The sequence below is a fragment of the Deltaproteobacteria bacterium genome, from assembly GCA_020848745.1.
Classification (GTDB): Bacteria; Desulfobacterota; Binatia; order UTPRO1; family UTPRO1; genus UTPRO1.
In genome coordinates, this window is sequence record JADLHM010000012.1 from 54,424 (window position 1) to 70,002 (window position 15,579).

A 15,579-nucleotide genomic window follows, 5' to 3' on the forward strand; every position below is an offset into this window, starting at 1 on the left:
CTACGCTCCGAGGGCACCCAGGAGAAGCTCGACGCGCTTTCTGGTTCTCCGTAGCACCCGCGTGAGCTTTTGACGCTCGTCCCCCTCCAGGCATTCCACCTTGAAGTCACGGAGCTTCCTGTTGATTCGACGCGCCGCAGCCATCACCTCACGCGCACGAGAGGTCGTCCGATCGGGACGACGTGATTCGCGAAACTTGTGGACCGAGATGTTGACCAGCTTCACGCGCCGCCAGAGCTTCAGCATCTCCGTTTCCGACTCTTGGCGCGCGATCGTCATGAGGATCTCGCGAGACACTGCGGGATAACGATGCAGCTCCGCTTTCACTTCGGCGGGAAGGTGCGTCAACACGAGCGTGTTGGAGACATACGGGCGGCTCTTGTGCAGCAGTTGCGCGAGCGCCTGATGGGTGTATCCGTACCGAGCGACCATGGCCCCGAGACCTTCGGCTTCCTCGAGGGCGGTCAGGTCCTCCCGCTGCAGGTTCTCTATCAAGGCGATCTCGTTCGCGTCGTCGTCGCGGACGATCGCAGGCACTACCGTCAATCCAGCCGCCTTGGCTGCACGGTACCGACGCTCACCGGCCATGATGAGGTACCGGTCACCCTCACGCTTCACGATGATCGGCTGGAGGATCCCTCGTTGCCGAACGGAGGCGGTGAGCTCTTCGAGCGCCTCTGGGTCGATGAACCGACGAGGCTGCTGCGGGTTCGGTTGCAGATCGTCGATTGGTATCGCCGCGAGGAGAACCTTCTGGCGACCAGCGAATTGACCTGCAGCGAAGGCGACACCTCGCGCTGCTCCAGCGTTTGCTTCCACCGCGACCTCCTTTCCCAACCACCACGCGAACACAGGAATCAGGAGCTTCGGAGCGTCGGTCTCGAGGACCATAGCCCAAAAGCGGCCACGAACCCAAGCTGTTTTTGAGCCTCCCAAAAACAACGAGGGGCGGAACAACCGTCCCGCCCCTCGCCCGAACGTCGCTCTAACGAGCGACCCTTCCGCGTTTCTTACCCGATCTTTCCCTGCAAGAAGAATGCGATCACCAGCGCGTAAAGACACAGAGCCTCCATCAACGCCAGGCCGATGATCATCGGCACGAAGATGCGATCGGCCGAGTTGGGGTTCCGACCGATGCTCTCCATTGCGGCCGCAGTCGCACGACCCTGACCGAGACCCACACCGAGCGCAGCGATGCCGATGCCAAGACCGGCGCCGAGAGCGATCAGGCCACTCGCATCCGCCGCCGTGCCCTCCGCGGCGAAGCTCGGGCTCGCAACGACGATCATCCCCAGTACGAGAACCACGATACGAACGATGTATGACATCCTACCCTCCTGTTTGGGATTCGCCGGCCGTGCTCCCCTCATCCTTCTCTTTCCTCTTCCCCGTGCAGGACCGATCGAATCGAATGAACCGTGAAGTCCTCAGTGATCGTGACTGATCGCGAGCCCGACGTAGACCATTGTCAGCAGAGTGAAGACCAGCGCTTGGACCAGCGAAACGAACGTTCCGAGAACATAGAAGACCACCGGGATCAGTACTTTCGTGAGGTCAGTGAAGATTCCCAACAGCAGATGGTCCGCGAACATGTTGCCGTAAAGACGAATCGCCAGCGAGGCGGGACGGAACAGATGGCTGAACATCTCCACCACGATCATCAGCGGCGCCAGAAGCAGCAACGGACCAACGAACTGTTTGAGGTACGCCACGCCATGCGCGCGCAGGCCGTAGTAGTTGTACGCCACGAAAGCGACGACACCCAGCGCGAGCGTAACGTTAAAGTTGTCGGTCGGAGGCGTGAAGCCGGGGATCAGACCGATCAGGTTGGATGCCAGAATGAACACGAAGAGGCTGGCGAAGAGCGGAACGTACTTCGGGCCGTCGTGGCCGATCACACTTTCGGCGAGATTCGTGATGAACTCCGTGATCACCTCGGCCAGGTTCCGGGCCGAGAACCCCTGGTCTGGCACGACGACATCCGTCGCCGAAACCAATTGCTGACGCGCTCGGAGCGCGAAAAGCAGCAAACCGACCATGACCAGCAATGCCGTCGCGGTATGAGGCTCGAGCAGCGCCAGTCCAGGAACGTGTTGCACCCAAGCAAAGCCGTGCTCCATCTCACGCGTCTCCAGTTTGCATCGAGGGTATTCCGAGGCACGCGTCGATCACGATAGCGAGGGGAAGCATCGTGACGCCGACGGCGAACGACACTCCGTCGACGACGCTTCTCGGAAGTACAAGGGCACCCGCCGGGATCAGCACCAACAAGACGGACTTCGCGCACGCCAACGGCACGATGTGGGACTTCGCCACTCGACGGACGAGCATCGCAGAGCCCAACTCCTTGATGACGACGAAATCCAGCCACGCAGCCAGGCCCCCGATGAGGATTCCCATCGGCGTGACGAATCCGACGGACTGAGCCAGAACGGTGACCAGTACGCTCAGCAGCAGTACCAATCCCTGGATGCGTTTGAGTCGGAAGTTCATCGAGTTCGTTGCAGGCGCTGCAGAATCTGGACCATCCGGTAGAAGCCGACCACGGTACTCGCGATGGTCATCGCGATCACCAGCCACGGCGCGGTCAAGAGCCAGGCGTCTAGCGCACTGCCGAGAAAAACTCCAGCCGCTATGGACCCGATGAACTCGAACGCGACCGCGAAATATTTTGCATAACGGAAGAAGGACGAGTCCGCGGGGGCCTTCATCGGATGCCGCGGAGTGCCTCTCGCGCCGCTGCGACCAATGCCTCGAGGTCCGATTCCGTGTGCGCTAGCGAGACGAAAGCCGCTTCGAATGGGGAAGGCGGAAGATAGAAACCCCGCTCCAGCATGGCAAAGAAGAATTTTCGAAAGGCCTCTCGATCGGCACCTTCGACCTCCGAAAGCGACCTCGGAGCTTCGATTCCGAAGAAAATCGTGAACATGGAGCGGACGCCTTGCACGCACCCCACGATGCTCGAACGTCGGAGCTCATCCGAAAGCTCGGAAGCGACCCAAGCGCCCATCCTTTCGAGCCTCTCGTACGCCGGTCCGTCGAGTAGGGAAAGCGTAGCAGCGCCGGCCGCCATCGTGACGGGGTTCCCGGAGAGCGTCCCTGCCTGGTAGACGGGACCGAGGGGTGCCAGCAGCTCCATGACGTCGGCGCGACCGCCAAACGCCCCAACCGGAAGACCGCCGCCGATGATCTTGCCTAGACAAGTCAGATCCGGTCGGACGCCGAACATCTCCTGCGCGCCACCGCGTCCTATCCGAAAGCCCGAGATGACTTCGTCGAAGATCAACAGCGCACCGGCGTCGGTGGTGATCTGCCTGAGACGCTGCAAGAACCCGTCGGCTGGGGGCACTACTCCCATGTTCGCGGCGATCGGCTCGACGATGACCGCCGCCACCTCGTCGCCGTAGGCGGTAAGATATGCGGCGGCTTCCTCGGAGTTGTACGTTGCAACCAGCGTATTCGCGGCGATCGCCTCCGGAACTCCGGCGCTGTCGGGAACGCCGAACGTCAGCGCCCCGGATCCCGCACGAGTCAGTAACCCGTCGGAGTGGCCATGATAGCAGCCCGCAAACTTGAGGATCTTCGGGCGCCCTGTGTATGCTCGCGCGACGCGTACAGCGGACATCGTCGCTTCGGTGCCGGAATTGACCATACGTAAGCGCTCGATGGACGGCATGGCTTCGACGATCGCACGTCCCAGTACGATCTCCGAAGGCGTCGGCGCTCCGTACCCGAGACCATTGCTCGCCGCGCAATGCACGGCGCCTACTACCGCGGGATTCGCGTGGCCGGCTATGGCAGCACCCCAGGACCCGACGAAGTCGCGATACGTTCGGCCGTCGGCATCGGTGACGGTGGCGCCGCTTGCTCGGGTGATGAAGAGCGGACGGCCCCGCACGTTTCGCCAGGCACGCACGGGACTGTTCACGCCGCCCGGAAACAAACGGGACGCTTCGTCGTAGAGCTTCGTCGAGAGCGTCATCGGACGATTGGCGGGTACCATCGCGCCACCAAGGGGTCAACGTGCGGTCATCGCGATCATCATCGGCACGTTTCTGCTTGCGTGCCCAGATCAAAGGGTCTACACCCGCCTTCTTGCTCGTTGCTCTGGTTCGTTCATGTGATGCGATGTTGATCGACCTATGAAGCGACATTGGCGTCGGCTGCCATGAGCCGCCCAGCACCCGTCGAGACCTCGCCCGAACTCGCGTGGCAGCGAGCTCGCGAGTTGCTGCTCACCAAGTTCGGACCCGAAGCCTATCAAGCAGGCGTCGAGGGCCTCCGCTTCGCCGGAATGGACGGTGACGAGCTTCGTCTCGTCGCACCCACCGCCTCGGTAGCGAGCTGGATGAGCCTCCATCACCCCGGAAGCCTCGAGGAGGCCATGCTCGCCGCCGGACGTGCGTGTCGTATCAGCGTCCTCGCCGCACCCCGCGCCCAAGGAGAACTGTTCCCGGGCGAGACACCCGTCGGACGCCGGCGTCCGATCCGGGTGGGCGCCCTTGTACCACGGTACACGTTTTCCACCTTCGTCGTGGGAGCGAGCAACCAGTTCGCCAACGCAGCCTGCAAAGCCGTCGCTGCGCAACCGGGACATCACTACAACCCGCTGTTCCTCTACGGAGGGGTAGGCCTGGGCAAGACGCATCTCGCAAACGCGATCGGACACGCCACCCTCGAGATGAACCCCGAGGCCAGGGTCGCGTACCTCAGCGCCGAAGCCTTCATGACGCAACTGATAACGGCACTCCGGCGCGACCGCATGGAAGAGTTCAAATCGACCTTCCGGAGAATCGACGTCCTCATCATCGACGATGTTCAGTTCCTCGCGAACCGAGAGCGTACCCAGGAGGAGTTCTTCCACACGTTCAACGCTCTGCACGAAGCTCACCGACAGATCATCCTGACTTCCGATACGGTGCCGAAAGACATACCCGGGCTCGAGGAGCGTCTCAGGAATCGCTTCGAATGGGGTCTCATCGCCGACTTGCAGCCTCCAGACATGGAAACCCGGGTCGCGATCCTCGAGAAGAAAGCGGAAATCGACGGTCTGGACCTTCCGCGCGAGGTCGCCATCTACTTGGCTTCCAAGATCGACTCCAACGTGCGCGAGCTCGAAGGATGTCTGACGAGGCTGTCGGCATTCGCTTCTTTGTCCAAGACCGCAATCACGGTCGACTTCGCTCGTCACGTCCTGCACGACTTGCTTCGCAGCCGCACTACGCTGAGCATCGAGGCGATCCAGCAGACCGTGTGCGAACACTACGGCATTCGGCTCGGTGACCTGCTTTCCAAGAAGCGCAGCAGAAACATCGCGTTTCCCCGTCAGGTCGCCATGTACCTAGCGCGAAAGCTCACGGCGAACTCGTTTCCCACCATCGGAGCGCGCTTCGACGGTAGAGATCACTCCACCGTCATTCACGCCGTGAACACCATCGACCGTCGCCTCAAGAACGACGAACGTCTCCGAACGGCTCTCGATGAGCTCGAACGATTGACACAACGTAAGGGATGAGATCGCACCCTGTGGATGATCGTTGGATCGCTTGGGGACGTCTTCTGCACCGTCTGTTGATGCCGGTGGTCGCCTCGCGCATCCCACTGGATTGCCAGTCCTCGGATCCACATACTGAATCCCACAAGAATGCGGCGTTCCGGGACCTTGCGAGTTTCTTCCACCGCCGGGAGGTGCCTACTACTACTAGTTCTTCTAATTTTACTTCTCTAAGAGCAGTACGCTAGAAAGGCGCGTTACCGAGGACATTCGAACATGGATCTACGGGTCGAGAAGGGTGACTTTCTGCAGGGGCTCTACTTGACGCAGGGAGTCGTCGAGAAACGCAATACGTTGCCCATCCTCGCGAACGTCCTGATCGAGGCAACGGGTGCCGAGATCCAGCTCACCGCAACCGATCTCGAAGTCGGTGTCCGTCGTTCCTGCAAGGGAAAAGTCGCTCAGCCCGGTTCGATCACACTCAATGCTCGCAAGTTGTACGAGATCGTGCGGGAGCTTCCGAGCGATGAAGTCGTCCTACGTGCGGGTAGTGGTGGTGTCGAAGTAACAGGCGGACGAGCCCGATACAGGATGCTCTCGATCGATCCCAAGGACTTCCCTAGCATTCCGGCAGCGACCCCCGCGGCGAAGAAGGGAACGGTGATGATGCGTCTTGCCAGTGACGCACTGGCCGAGATGATCGAAAAGACCTTGTTCGCCGTATCGACCGACGAGACGCGGCTCAGTCTGGGTGGGGTATTCATCGAGACCATCGAGAAGAGTCATGTCCGGATGGTCGCCACGGACGGTCATCGACTGGCATTGGTCGAACGCGAGGAGGCCGGGGCCGAGATTCGGCCGGGGGTTATCCTGCCGCGCAAGGGTCTGGTCGAGGCCCGCAGGCTGCTCGAAGGTTCCGAAGGAGAGTTGAGCTTTTCGATCGGTGGTAATCTGGCTCGAATCGAACGTGATGGAGTCGAGCTCTTCATGCGCCTGATCGAAGGAGAGTTTCCGGACTACCGGCAAGTCATCCCGAAAGAGAGCAAGCGTCACGTGCGCGTAAACTCGCAGGAGCTTCTCGGCGCACTCCGTCGTGTTGCGATCCTGTCGAGCGAGCGGGCTCGCGGAGTCAAGCTTCGTCTCGAGAACGGCCTTCTCGAGGTTGCGACGACGAACCCAGACATTGGTGAAGCGCGTGAAGAGATCGAAGCAGACTACGCCGGAGACGAGTTCGCGATCGGATTCAACGCTCGCTACTTGCTCGATGTACTGTCGCTGGGCGGCGTAGCCGGCACGATCGAGATAGGGCTTACCGACGAGGTCAGCCCAGGCATCCTGCGTATGCAGGAAGATGAGAGCTACTCGTACGTCGTGATGCCGATGCGGCTCTAAGCCCACGATGTAGAAAGCGGAATCGCTTTACGCTTCAGTATCCGCTTGCTAGGTTTCGGAACTAGAGAAGCGGGGTGGTGGAGAGCCGTGGGTCGGCTCCGTCGCGCCAGCACTGACTCCGAAGCATGACCATGGCAGAGAACATTTCGCACGAGTCGTCCGCGTACAGCGCCGAAAGCATCAAGATCCTGGAGGGTCTCGAAGCCGTCCAGAAGCGTCCCGGTATGTACATCGGGGACACCGGGGAACGAGGACTCCATCACCTCGTGTTCGAAGTCGTCGACAACTCGATCGACGAGTCGCTCGCGGGACACTGCGATCGCATCGACGTGACGATCCACGTCGAGAACAGCGTTACCGTCGAGGACAACGGGCGCGGAATTCCCGTCGACATCCATCCGACCGAGAAAATTTCCGCGGCCGAGGTTGTCCTCACGAAGCTGCATGCCGGAGGAAAGTTCGACAAGGGAGCATACCGAGTTTCGGGCGGATTGCATGGTGTCGGCATCTCAGTGGTGAATGCCCTCTCCGAGTCGCTCGAGGTCGAGATCCGACGGGACAACAAAGTCTACGCTCAACGGTATCGTCGCGGCGTTCCCGATGGTCGATTACAGGAGGTCGGAACGACCCACCAGCGCGGTACGAAAGTCACGTTCAAGCCTGATCCGTTGATCTTCGAGGTTCAAGAGTTCAGCTTCGACGTGCTTGCCCAACGCCTTCGCGAGCTCGCCTTCCTGAACCAGGGTGTCTACATCTCGCTACAGGACGAACGCGACCAGAAGCGACACGAGTTCCACTACAAGGGAGGGATCGTCGAGTTCGTCGAGCATCTGAACTCCACGAAGACTCCGATCCATCCCGTGATCTATCTCGAAGGCCAACGCGAAGGTGTCGAGATGCAGCTCGCGATGCAGTGGAACGAAGGCTATTCCGAGAACATCTATGCGTTTGCCAACAACATCAACACGGTGGAAGGCGGGACGCACTTGGTCGGCTTCAAGTCTGCGCTGACGCGAACAGTCAACAGTTACGCGGCGACGGCCAGCTTGAGCAAGAAGGAGCAGGAGGCACTCCAGGGCGATGATTGTCGCGAAGGGATTACGGCGGTGATCTCCGTGAAGGTTCCGGAGCCGCAGTTCGAGGGACAGACCAAGACCAAGCTCGGCAACAGCGAGGTGAAAGGTTTCGTTGAAGCATTGGTCAACGAGCGCTTGGGAGCGTACCTCGAGGAGCATCCCGCCGAAGCGAAGCGCATCGTGCAGAAGGGGCTCGAGGCCGCGCGCGTTCGCGAAGCAACCCGCAAGGCCAAAGAGCTCGCCCGTCGTAAAGGAGCGCTCGATTCCGGATCACTTCCGGGGAAGCTCGCCGACTGCCAGGAGCGGGATCCGGCGCTCTCCGAGATCTTCATCGTTGAGGGCGATTCGGCCGGCGGGTCCGCCAAGCAGGGACGCGACCGGCGTAATCAGGCGATCCTTCCGTTGCGTGGGAAGATCCTGAACGTCGAGAAGGCGCGCTTCGACAAGATGCTTTCGTCGCAGGAGATCCGGACGCTTATAACCGCGCTCGGCGCCGGCGTCGGCAAGGACGGGAAGGACCTTTCGAAGCTGCGCTATCAGACGATCGTCATCATGACGGACGCCGACGTAGACGGCTCGCACATCCGAACGCTCCTGTTGACGTTCTTCTATCGCCAGTTCGAGGAATTCATCGAGAAGGGGTTCCTCTACATCGCCCAACCGCCGCTTTTCAAAGTGCGACGCGGAAGGCAGGAGCGCTATCTCCAGGACGAGGCGGCGCTCGAGGACCATCTGATCGAGCTCGGAACCGAGGACGTGAGACTCGAGTCGAACGGAACGAGCTTCACGGGTGTGGCGCTGAAGGGCATCGTCAAGCGAACGACGCGCTTCGAGAAGATCCTCGACGTCGTGGAGCGCAAGAAGCGACAGCGTGAGATCGTTCGTGCGATCGCCGCCGTGGATGGTGATCCACAGGTATGGCTCCGGGACGGCCAACGTGTGGTCGAGGTCGCCAACGGAGTCATCGCGCGGCTCGCAAGCGTCCACTCCGAGTTGCTGCCCGTGACGTTCGCGGTCGAGGAAGACGCGGAGCACAACAGCCAGCGGCTCGTTTTCTCGACGCGGGGAAACGGAACGAGCCATCGCACGGTCGTCGACATGGAGCTTTGTCAGTCCCCCGAGTTCGAGGAACTGCGGCGTCTGGCGGGGGATCTGCGTGCGACGGGAGCGGCACCGTTCACCCTGACGACGGGCAGCAAAGTGGTCACGGCGGGCAGCCTCCGGGAGGCCGTCGAACAGATCGTTCGTGACGGTCGGAAGGGGCTCGAGATCCAGCGGTACAAGGGACTCGGAGAAATGAACCCCGAGCAGCTATGGGAGACCACGATGAACCCGGAGACGCGAACCCTTCTGCAGGTGAAGCTCTCCGACGCCTACACTGCGAACGAGGTCTTCTCGACGCTGATGGGCGACGAGGTCGAACCCCGCCGGAAGTTCATCGAAGCCAATGCCTTGGCGGTGAGGAATCTCGACGTCTGATTCGTGCACCGGTGTATCGACGCAATCGTCGGAGCACCGTGAGCATATCCGACGCCTGGCGGGAATCCGCCGTCGATTGAGAGCCATTCGGGTGAGGGAAGAGAGCGATGGAGTCGACGCTCAAGCAGAACAAGATTCCGGTCAACATCGAAGACGAGATGCGTCAGTCCTACATGGACTACGCGATGAGCGTCATCATCCGTCGCGCGTTGCCGGATGCCCGCGACGGATTGAAGCCCGTGCATCGTCGCATTTTGTACGCGATGTACGACCTCGGGAACGAGTGGAACAAGGGCTACAAGAAGTCGGCGCGCGTCGTCGGCGACGTCATCGGTAAGTACCATCCACACGGCGATTCGGCCGTGTACGATGCGATCGTACGCATGGCCCAAGAGTTCTCCATGCGCTACCCGCTCGTCGACGGCCAGGGAAACTTCGGGTCCGTGGACGGTGATCCGGCCGCTGCCATGCGGTACACCGAGATACGCATGGCGCGAATCGCCGGCGAGTTGTTGGCCGACATCGACAAGGAAACCGTCGAGTTCAGCCCGAACTACGACGAGACGCTGCACGAGCCGCGCGTGCTGCCGGCGCGACTCCCGAATCTCCTGCTGAACGGAAGCTCGGGCATTGCCGTTGGGATGACGACCAACATTCCGCCCCATAATCTGAACGAGCTCGCCGACGCCGTCGTTGCGTTGATCGAGAACCCGGCGATCACGATCACCGGCCTCATGGAGCATCTTCCGGGCCCGGATTTTCCGACGGCGGGCTTCATCCACGGCAAGGACGCCATTCGCGAGGCGTACGAGACCGGAAAGGGCGTTCTCCAGGTTCGGGCTCGCGCCGCGACAGAGGTCGAGAAGAAGAGCGGCCGCAGCAGCATCATCGTCAGCGAGCTCCCCTATCAGGTGAACAAGGCGCGCCTGCTCGAGCGGATCGCGGAACTGGTGAACGAGAAGCGCATCGAGGGCATCTACGATCTTCGCGACGAGTCCGATCGGCAGGGCATGCGCATCGTGATCGAGCTCAGGCGCGACGCTGTTCCGGAGGTGGTGCTCAACCAGCTCTACAAGATGACGCCGATGCAGGAATCCTTCGGGATGATCATGCTGGCGATCGTCGACAATCGACCGCGCCTGCTGAGCCTGAAGGAGGCCCTTCAGCAGTTCGTCGCTCATCGTTTCGAGGTGGTGACGCGGCGAACGGTCTTTGACCTGCGCAAGGCCGAGGAGCGGCTCCACATTCTCGAGGGGCTGAAGATCGCGATCGAGAACCTGGACGCCGTGATTCAGCTCATCAGGAAGGCGGCCAACCCGACGGCGGCCAAGGAAGGGTTGATCAGCACGTTCGCGCTTTCGGAGCTGCAAGCGCAAGCGATTCTCGATATGCGGCTGCAACGGCTCACGAATCTGGAACGGGACAAGATTCTCGAGGAGCACCACGAGGTCGAAGCGCTGATCACTCGTTTGCGGACGATCCTCGCCGACGAGCGTGAGATATCGAAGATCATCGTCACGGAAATGCGCGAGCTGAAATCGACGTACGGCGACACGCGGCGCACCGAGATCGTCGAGCACGTCGGGGACATATCGATCGAAGACATGATCGCCGACGAGGACATGGCGGTCACCATCTCCCATGAGGGCTACATCAAACGGAATCCAGCCTCGCTCTATCGTGCGCAGCGACGAGGCGGCAAGGGGAAGATCGGTACCACGACACGGGACGAAGACTTTGTGGAGCACCTCTTCGTCGCGTCGACGCACAGCTACCTGTTGTTCTTCACCACCATCGGCAAGGTGTACTGGATCAAGGTGCACGAGTTGCCGCAGGCCGGCAGAGCCGCTCGTGGCAAGGCGATCGTCAACCTGCTGAACCTGCATCCGGACGAGAAGATCTCGGCGTTTCTTCCGGTCCGCGAGTTCCGTGAGAACCACTTCGTGTTCTTCGCGACGAAGCAAGGTATCGTGAAAAAGACCGACCTGATGGCGTACGCGAACCCGAGACCATCGGGGATCATAGCGATCGGACTGGATACCGGCGACGAGGTGATCGGGGTCCGTCTCACCGACGGCCGACAGGAGGTGATCCTCACGACGCGCGCCGGCCAGGCGATCCGCTTCCGTGAAGAGGAGGTTCGCAGCATGGGACGCGGCGCGGCCGGGGTGAAAGGCATCACCCTGGACAGTAGCGACGAGGTTGTCAGCCTGGAGATCCTCAGTCCCGGGGCGAGCGTCTTGACCGTTGCCGAGAACGGCTACGGGAAGCGTACCGACATCGCGGAGTATCGTGTTCAGGCTCGCGGAGGCAAAGGCATCATCACGATGAAGGCGACGGAACGTACGGGGGCGGTCATCGGGGTCCAACAAGTGACCGACGAGGACAACCTCATGCTGGTGACGAGCACGGGAAAGATCATCCGGCTGCGTGTCGCCGACATCCGGGTGATCGGGCGCAATACGCAAGGCGTGCGGCTGATCGACATTGAAGAGGGCGAACGCGTGGTCAGCCTCGCGCGGCTGGCGGAGCAAGAAGATTCGGATCAGGAAGAAGAAGACGGGGGCGCCGCGAACGGCAACGCGGAGGATGGGGATCCCAGGGAAGAATGAGTGCCGCTATCCGTGTCGTTTGCGTGAAAAACGGCCCGGCCGCGATCGTCTGAGGGGTTGAAGCGGCATCGCCTGAGCCAAGCGTTGCAGAAGCTTGGCAGCTTCATCGCACCACGCGATGTAGTCGCGCTCGTAGCGGATCCCGCGGCGCAAGGTGAGGTACGGTCCGAGGCGATCGCGAGTAGCGACAGGGAGACCGCTTTCCAGGAAACGCTCGAGTTCCTGGTAGCGCTGTAGCTTGATCTCGTGCAACTCGCGATGGCGGCGAATGAGGGCGAGTGCTTCGTCGTCCGACAGCAGACCGCTGCAAAAGGTCTTCAGCATCATCTCGTCTTTGACCCGTTGAGTGGTGGGGGGAACCCGCAGCCACTCGATCAATTCGTCCCGACCAGATTCGCTGAGGGAGTAGATTTTCTTCGTCGGACGACCCTTCTGCTCCACGCTGCGATGGGCAATCTGTCCCGCGCGTTCGAGGCGCGCCAGCTCCTTGTAGATCTGCGGGTGGGTCGCGTGCCAGAAGTAGCCGACGGATCCGTCGAAGAGCTTCATCAGCTCGTAACCCGTGAGAGGGTCGTGTGCGAGCAGACTCAGGATCGCATACTTGAGTGACACGCGGACGGGTCCTACCAGGTCCAGCCGGCGCGTCCTACCTATAGGAATGGGGGCATCGAGCTGTTCGGCTTGCCATGGAGGTACCGATGTGAAAGACCCCGGCATCCTCGGTCGGGAAACCCCGAGGTCTTGCGGTGACCGCACCAGAGGAGAATCTCGAATGTCCAAGGGTACGTGCAAGTTCGAAGGGTGTTCCGGCGCGGTGGCAGGTAAGGGGTACTGCGCGCGACACTACAAGCGGTGGCGTGAGGGGGCTTTGCCGAAGGCGCGATACAAGACGTGTACGGCGGAAGCCTGCCGGAAGCCCCGTGCGATCGGGTCGAAGTGCGCGGAACACGGAAGCAAAGCTCCCGCGGCGGGCGGGGAAGCGGCCGCCGCCTCCGCATAAGAAATTGACAGCGGCGATCCCCTGTGATGGATAGCCCGATTCCATGAAGCGAACTTTCCAGCCCAGCAACACGCGCCGTAAGCGAACCCACGGCTTCCTCGCGCGGATGGCTACGCCCGGTGGGCGTAACGTCCTGAAGCGACGGCGAGCCAAGGGACGAAAGCGGCTGACGGTCTCGATCCCTCCGAAGCAGCCCCGATGACAGCCGAAAATGGCGAGGGCTTCACGCGGTCGGCACGGATTCGGCGCCGCGGGGAGTTCTTGTCATTGGGGCGAAGGGGCGAAAGGCGGAGGACCGAGCACTTCACCTTCGTCGTCCAGAGTTCGGGTGCGGCTGGGCGGCTGGGTATCACCGTGAGCCGCAAGGTTGGCGGTGCCGTGACCAGGAATCTCTTGAAGCGTCGGATCCGTGAGAGCTTCCGGCGTCATCCGATGCGCGACCGCTTCTTCGGGGACCTGCTCGTGATCGCGAAAGCGGGTGTAGGAGCGGTTCCAGCGGCGATCGTTCAGAGCGACGTGGGGTCGATCTTGGAGGCATTCGGACGTAGGCACGCGAGCTCCCGGTGAGTGACCGTCGATCGGCACTGAGGGTGGGAGCAGTCCTTCCGATCCGGATCTATCGACGAGTGCTCTCTCCCTTGCTGCCACCGGCCTGCCGATTCTATCCGACCTGTTCCGAGTACGCCGAGGAGGCTGTTCTCGTGCACGGTGCGGCGCGCGGGGCGTGGCTGGCGGCTCGACGGCTATTACGGTGTCACCCATGGTCCGTGGCGGGAGTCGACCCGGTTCCCGGCTCGCCTCGGTGAATGATGGAACGACGCGCGATCGTAGCGGCCGTTCTGTGTCTGATCGTTCTGGTCGGATATCAAGAGGCCCTACGCTATCTGTATCCCGCGCCACCGTCGGGTGAAGCGACGAGCACCGACGCTCCAACGCCCGATGGGACCTCGGTGGCGAAACACGAAGCGGCACCGCAGCCTATCGACGACGCGGTCTCCCCGCCGCCGACCGAACCGGTTATCGTGGATACGGAGCTCTTCACGGCCCGCATCGAAACCGCGGGCGGTCGCATCTCGAGTCTGAAGCTGAAGGCGTTTCGGGCGGCAGTCGGCGCCGACAGCGAGCCATTGGAGCTTATCCAGGTCGCGTCCGGGGCCGCCGCCCCCCTCGGCGCGCGATTGGCATCGGACGACGGCAAGGTCGTCGAGGACGATACGCGCGTGCTGTACACCGCCGATCGATCCGAGCTGACGCTGCGGGGCGCGGAGACGCAGGCGATCGTTCTTCGTGGAACGTTGCCTTCGGGCGGCACGATCGAGAAGAAGCTCACCTTCTCCGGTGCCAGCTATCCATTCTCGGTCGAGGTGACGGCAACCGGGGCGCCAGCGCAACTCGGCCGTATCGGGCTCGGGTGGAGACATCAGATCGGAGAGGTGGTCTCGGGTGATCCCGAGGCCCACTACCGCGGCACGCTGGTGCTCGAGGACAAGAAGGTCGTCCGCGATCTCGCGACCAGCCTGGCGGGTTCACCGGTAAAGATCTTCCAACCGCCCGTGCGTTGGGCGGGCTACGCCGATCACTATTTTCTTGCCGCGCTGATGCCCGAAGAACCGGCCGCGTCGCGCGCGACGGTCAGCCCAGAGAACGGCGGCATACAGTTGCTGGTAACGAGTGCGCGGAGCTCGACGGATTCCGCCCGGTTCACGGTCTTCGTCGGACCCAAGGACGTCGAGGTTCTCACGACCGTCGGAAATCAGCTGGAGCGCGCGGTGGATTTCGGCTGGTTCTCTTTTCTGGCGGTGCCGCTGCTGCGTCTCCTGAAGGCGTTTCATCGAATCACTGGAAACTACGGCGTCGACATCGTGCTGCTCACGATTCTGATCAAGGTCCTCTTCATCCCGCTTACGAATCGCAGCATGAAATCGATGCGGGACATGCAGCGTCTGCAGCCGCAGATGGCGAAGCTCCGGGAGAAGTTCAAGGACGATCGTGAGCGGCTCAACAAGGAGATGATCGAGCTGTATCGCAGGCATCGCGTGAATCCGCTCGGGGGCTGCTTGCCAATGCTCCTGCAGTTTCCGGTGTTCATCGGGTTGTACCAAGCCCTGAGTCAGGCGATCGAGCTTCGTCACGCACGGTTCGCGTTCTGGGTACACGACTTGTCGGCGCACGAGTGCTATCCATGGCCCGGACAAGGAACGATCAGCGGGTGCAACGAGTTCGCCATCCTCGGCCTTCCCCTTCCGATCCTGGTGCTGCTGATGGGGGGGAGCATGATACTGCAGCAGTATCTGGCGCCATCGACGGGCATGGATCCGGCTCAACAGAGGATGATGCTGGTGCTGATGCCGGTCATGTTCACCGTGATGTTCATCAACTTTCCGTCGGGGCTGGTGCTCTACTGGCTGGTGAACAACGTGCTGACGATCGCGCAGCAGTGGTGGTCGAATCGCGAGGCCCCGGCGTCTCAGCCGGCGTAGCGAGCCTCCCGCCCCCAGACCCGCTTGCGGCCACTCCTGCCGCGAG

General features: G+C 61.6%; 15 protein-coding genes. 8 read left to right on the forward strand and 7 right to left on the reverse strand.

Annotated elements, in window-relative coordinates; translation table 11 throughout:
- From IT293_01440 to hemL, 6 genes are all read right to left on the reverse strand, one after another.
- The gene (locus IT293_01440) at positions 1 to 891 is read right to left on the reverse strand and encodes a ParB/RepB/Spo0J family partition protein (GenBank protein MCC6763301.1); all 891 of its coding nucleotides are present in this window, start codon (positions 889 to 891) and stop codon (positions 1 to 3) included.
- Positions 892 to 1,010: 119 nt separating this feature from the next.
- Positions 1,011 to 1,328, reverse strand: coding sequence for an ATP synthase F0 subunit C (locus tag IT293_01445; GenBank protein MCC6763302.1), 318 nt, complete (start codon positions 1,326 to 1,328; stop codon positions 1,011 to 1,013).
- 99 nt (positions 1,329 to 1,427) lie between these two features.
- On the reverse strand, positions 1,428 to 2,120 hold the full coding sequence (atpB, locus tag IT293_01450; protein ID MCC6763303.1) for a F0F1 ATP synthase subunit A: 693 nt from the start codon (positions 2,118 to 2,120) through the stop codon (positions 1,428 to 1,430).
- A gap of 1 nt (position 2,121) precedes the next feature.
- A complete protein-coding gene (locus tag IT293_01455) occupies positions 2,122 to 2,493 on the reverse strand; it encodes a hypothetical protein (protein ID MCC6763304.1) in 372 nt (123 codons plus the stop codon).
- Complete coding sequence (locus IT293_01460) at positions 2,490 to 2,711, reverse strand: AtpZ/AtpI family protein (GenBank protein MCC6763305.1); 222 nt, start codon at positions 2,709 to 2,711, stop codon at positions 2,490 to 2,492. The genes IT293_01455 and IT293_01460 overlap by 4 nt, the downstream gene beginning before the upstream one ends.
- A complete protein-coding gene (hemL, locus tag IT293_01465; protein MCC6763306.1) occupies positions 2,708 to 3,982 on the reverse strand; it encodes a glutamate-1-semialdehyde 2,1-aminomutase in 1,275 nt (424 codons plus the stop codon). Before hemL ends, IT293_01460 begins: the two co-directional genes overlap by 4 nt.
- Before the next feature lie 186 nt (positions 3,983 to 4,168).
- Between hemL and dnaA the strand changes: the two genes are divergently transcribed.
- The 4 genes from dnaA (at position 4,169) to gyrA (ending at position 12,053) form a co-directional block, all read left to right on the forward strand.
- Positions 4,169 to 5,515 (forward strand): chromosomal replication initiator protein DnaA, encoded by a 1,347-nt coding sequence (gene dnaA, locus IT293_01470; protein MCC6763307.1) that lies wholly within the window; start codon positions 4,169 to 4,171, stop codon positions 5,513 to 5,515.
- Between the two features lie 255 nt (positions 5,516 to 5,770).
- Positions 5,771 to 6,886 carry a DNA polymerase III subunit beta gene (gene dnaN, locus IT293_01475; protein ID MCC6763308.1) on the forward strand — a complete coding sequence of 372 codons (1,116 nt, stop codon included), beginning with the start codon at positions 5,771 to 5,773 and terminating at the stop codon, positions 6,884 to 6,886.
- Between the two features lie 131 nt (positions 6,887 to 7,017).
- Positions 7,018 to 9,441: a DNA topoisomerase (ATP-hydrolyzing) subunit B gene (gene gyrB, locus IT293_01480; GenBank protein ID MCC6763309.1), complete on the forward strand. Its 2,424-nt coding sequence runs from the start codon at positions 7,018 to 7,020 to the stop codon at positions 9,439 to 9,441.
- A gap of 107 nt (positions 9,442 to 9,548) precedes the next feature.
- A complete protein-coding gene (gene gyrA, locus IT293_01485) occupies positions 9,549 to 12,053 on the forward strand; it encodes a DNA gyrase subunit A (protein ID MCC6763310.1) in 2,505 nt (834 codons plus the stop codon).
- Positions 12,054 to 12,059: 6 nt separating this feature from the next.
- On the opposite strand, the gene IT293_01490 is transcribed toward gyrA, so the two are convergent.
- Positions 12,060 to 12,665 (reverse strand): PadR family transcriptional regulator, encoded by a 606-nt coding sequence (locus IT293_01490; GenBank protein MCC6763311.1) that lies wholly within the window; start codon positions 12,663 to 12,665, stop codon positions 12,060 to 12,062.
- 431 nt (positions 12,666 to 13,096) lie between these two features.
- Between IT293_01490 and rpmH the strand changes: the two genes are divergently transcribed.
- The 4 genes from rpmH to yidC are packed head-to-tail and all read left to right on the forward strand — an operon-like array spanning position 13,097 to position 15,533.
- On the forward strand, positions 13,097 to 13,255 hold the full coding sequence (gene rpmH / locus IT293_01495) for a 50S ribosomal protein L34 (GenBank protein ID MCC6763312.1): 159 nt from the start codon (positions 13,097 to 13,099) through the stop codon (positions 13,253 to 13,255).
- Complete coding sequence (rnpA, locus tag IT293_01500; GenBank protein ID MCC6763313.1) at positions 13,252 to 13,620, forward strand: ribonuclease P protein component; 369 nt, start codon at positions 13,252 to 13,254, stop codon at positions 13,618 to 13,620. The genes rpmH and rnpA overlap by 4 nt, the downstream gene beginning before the upstream one ends.
- A 17-nt stretch (positions 13,621 to 13,637) precedes the next feature.
- Entirely contained in the window at positions 13,638 to 13,859 is a 222-nt protein-coding gene (yidD, locus tag IT293_01505) for a membrane protein insertion efficiency factor YidD (protein ID MCC6763314.1), read from the forward strand.
- A 3-nt stretch (positions 13,860 to 13,862) separates the two neighbouring features.
- Positions 13,863 to 15,533, forward strand: coding sequence for a membrane protein insertase YidC (gene yidC / locus IT293_01510; protein MCC6763315.1), 1,671 nt, complete (start codon positions 13,863 to 13,865; stop codon positions 15,531 to 15,533).
- Positions 15,534 to 15,579: the final 46 nt, after the last annotated feature.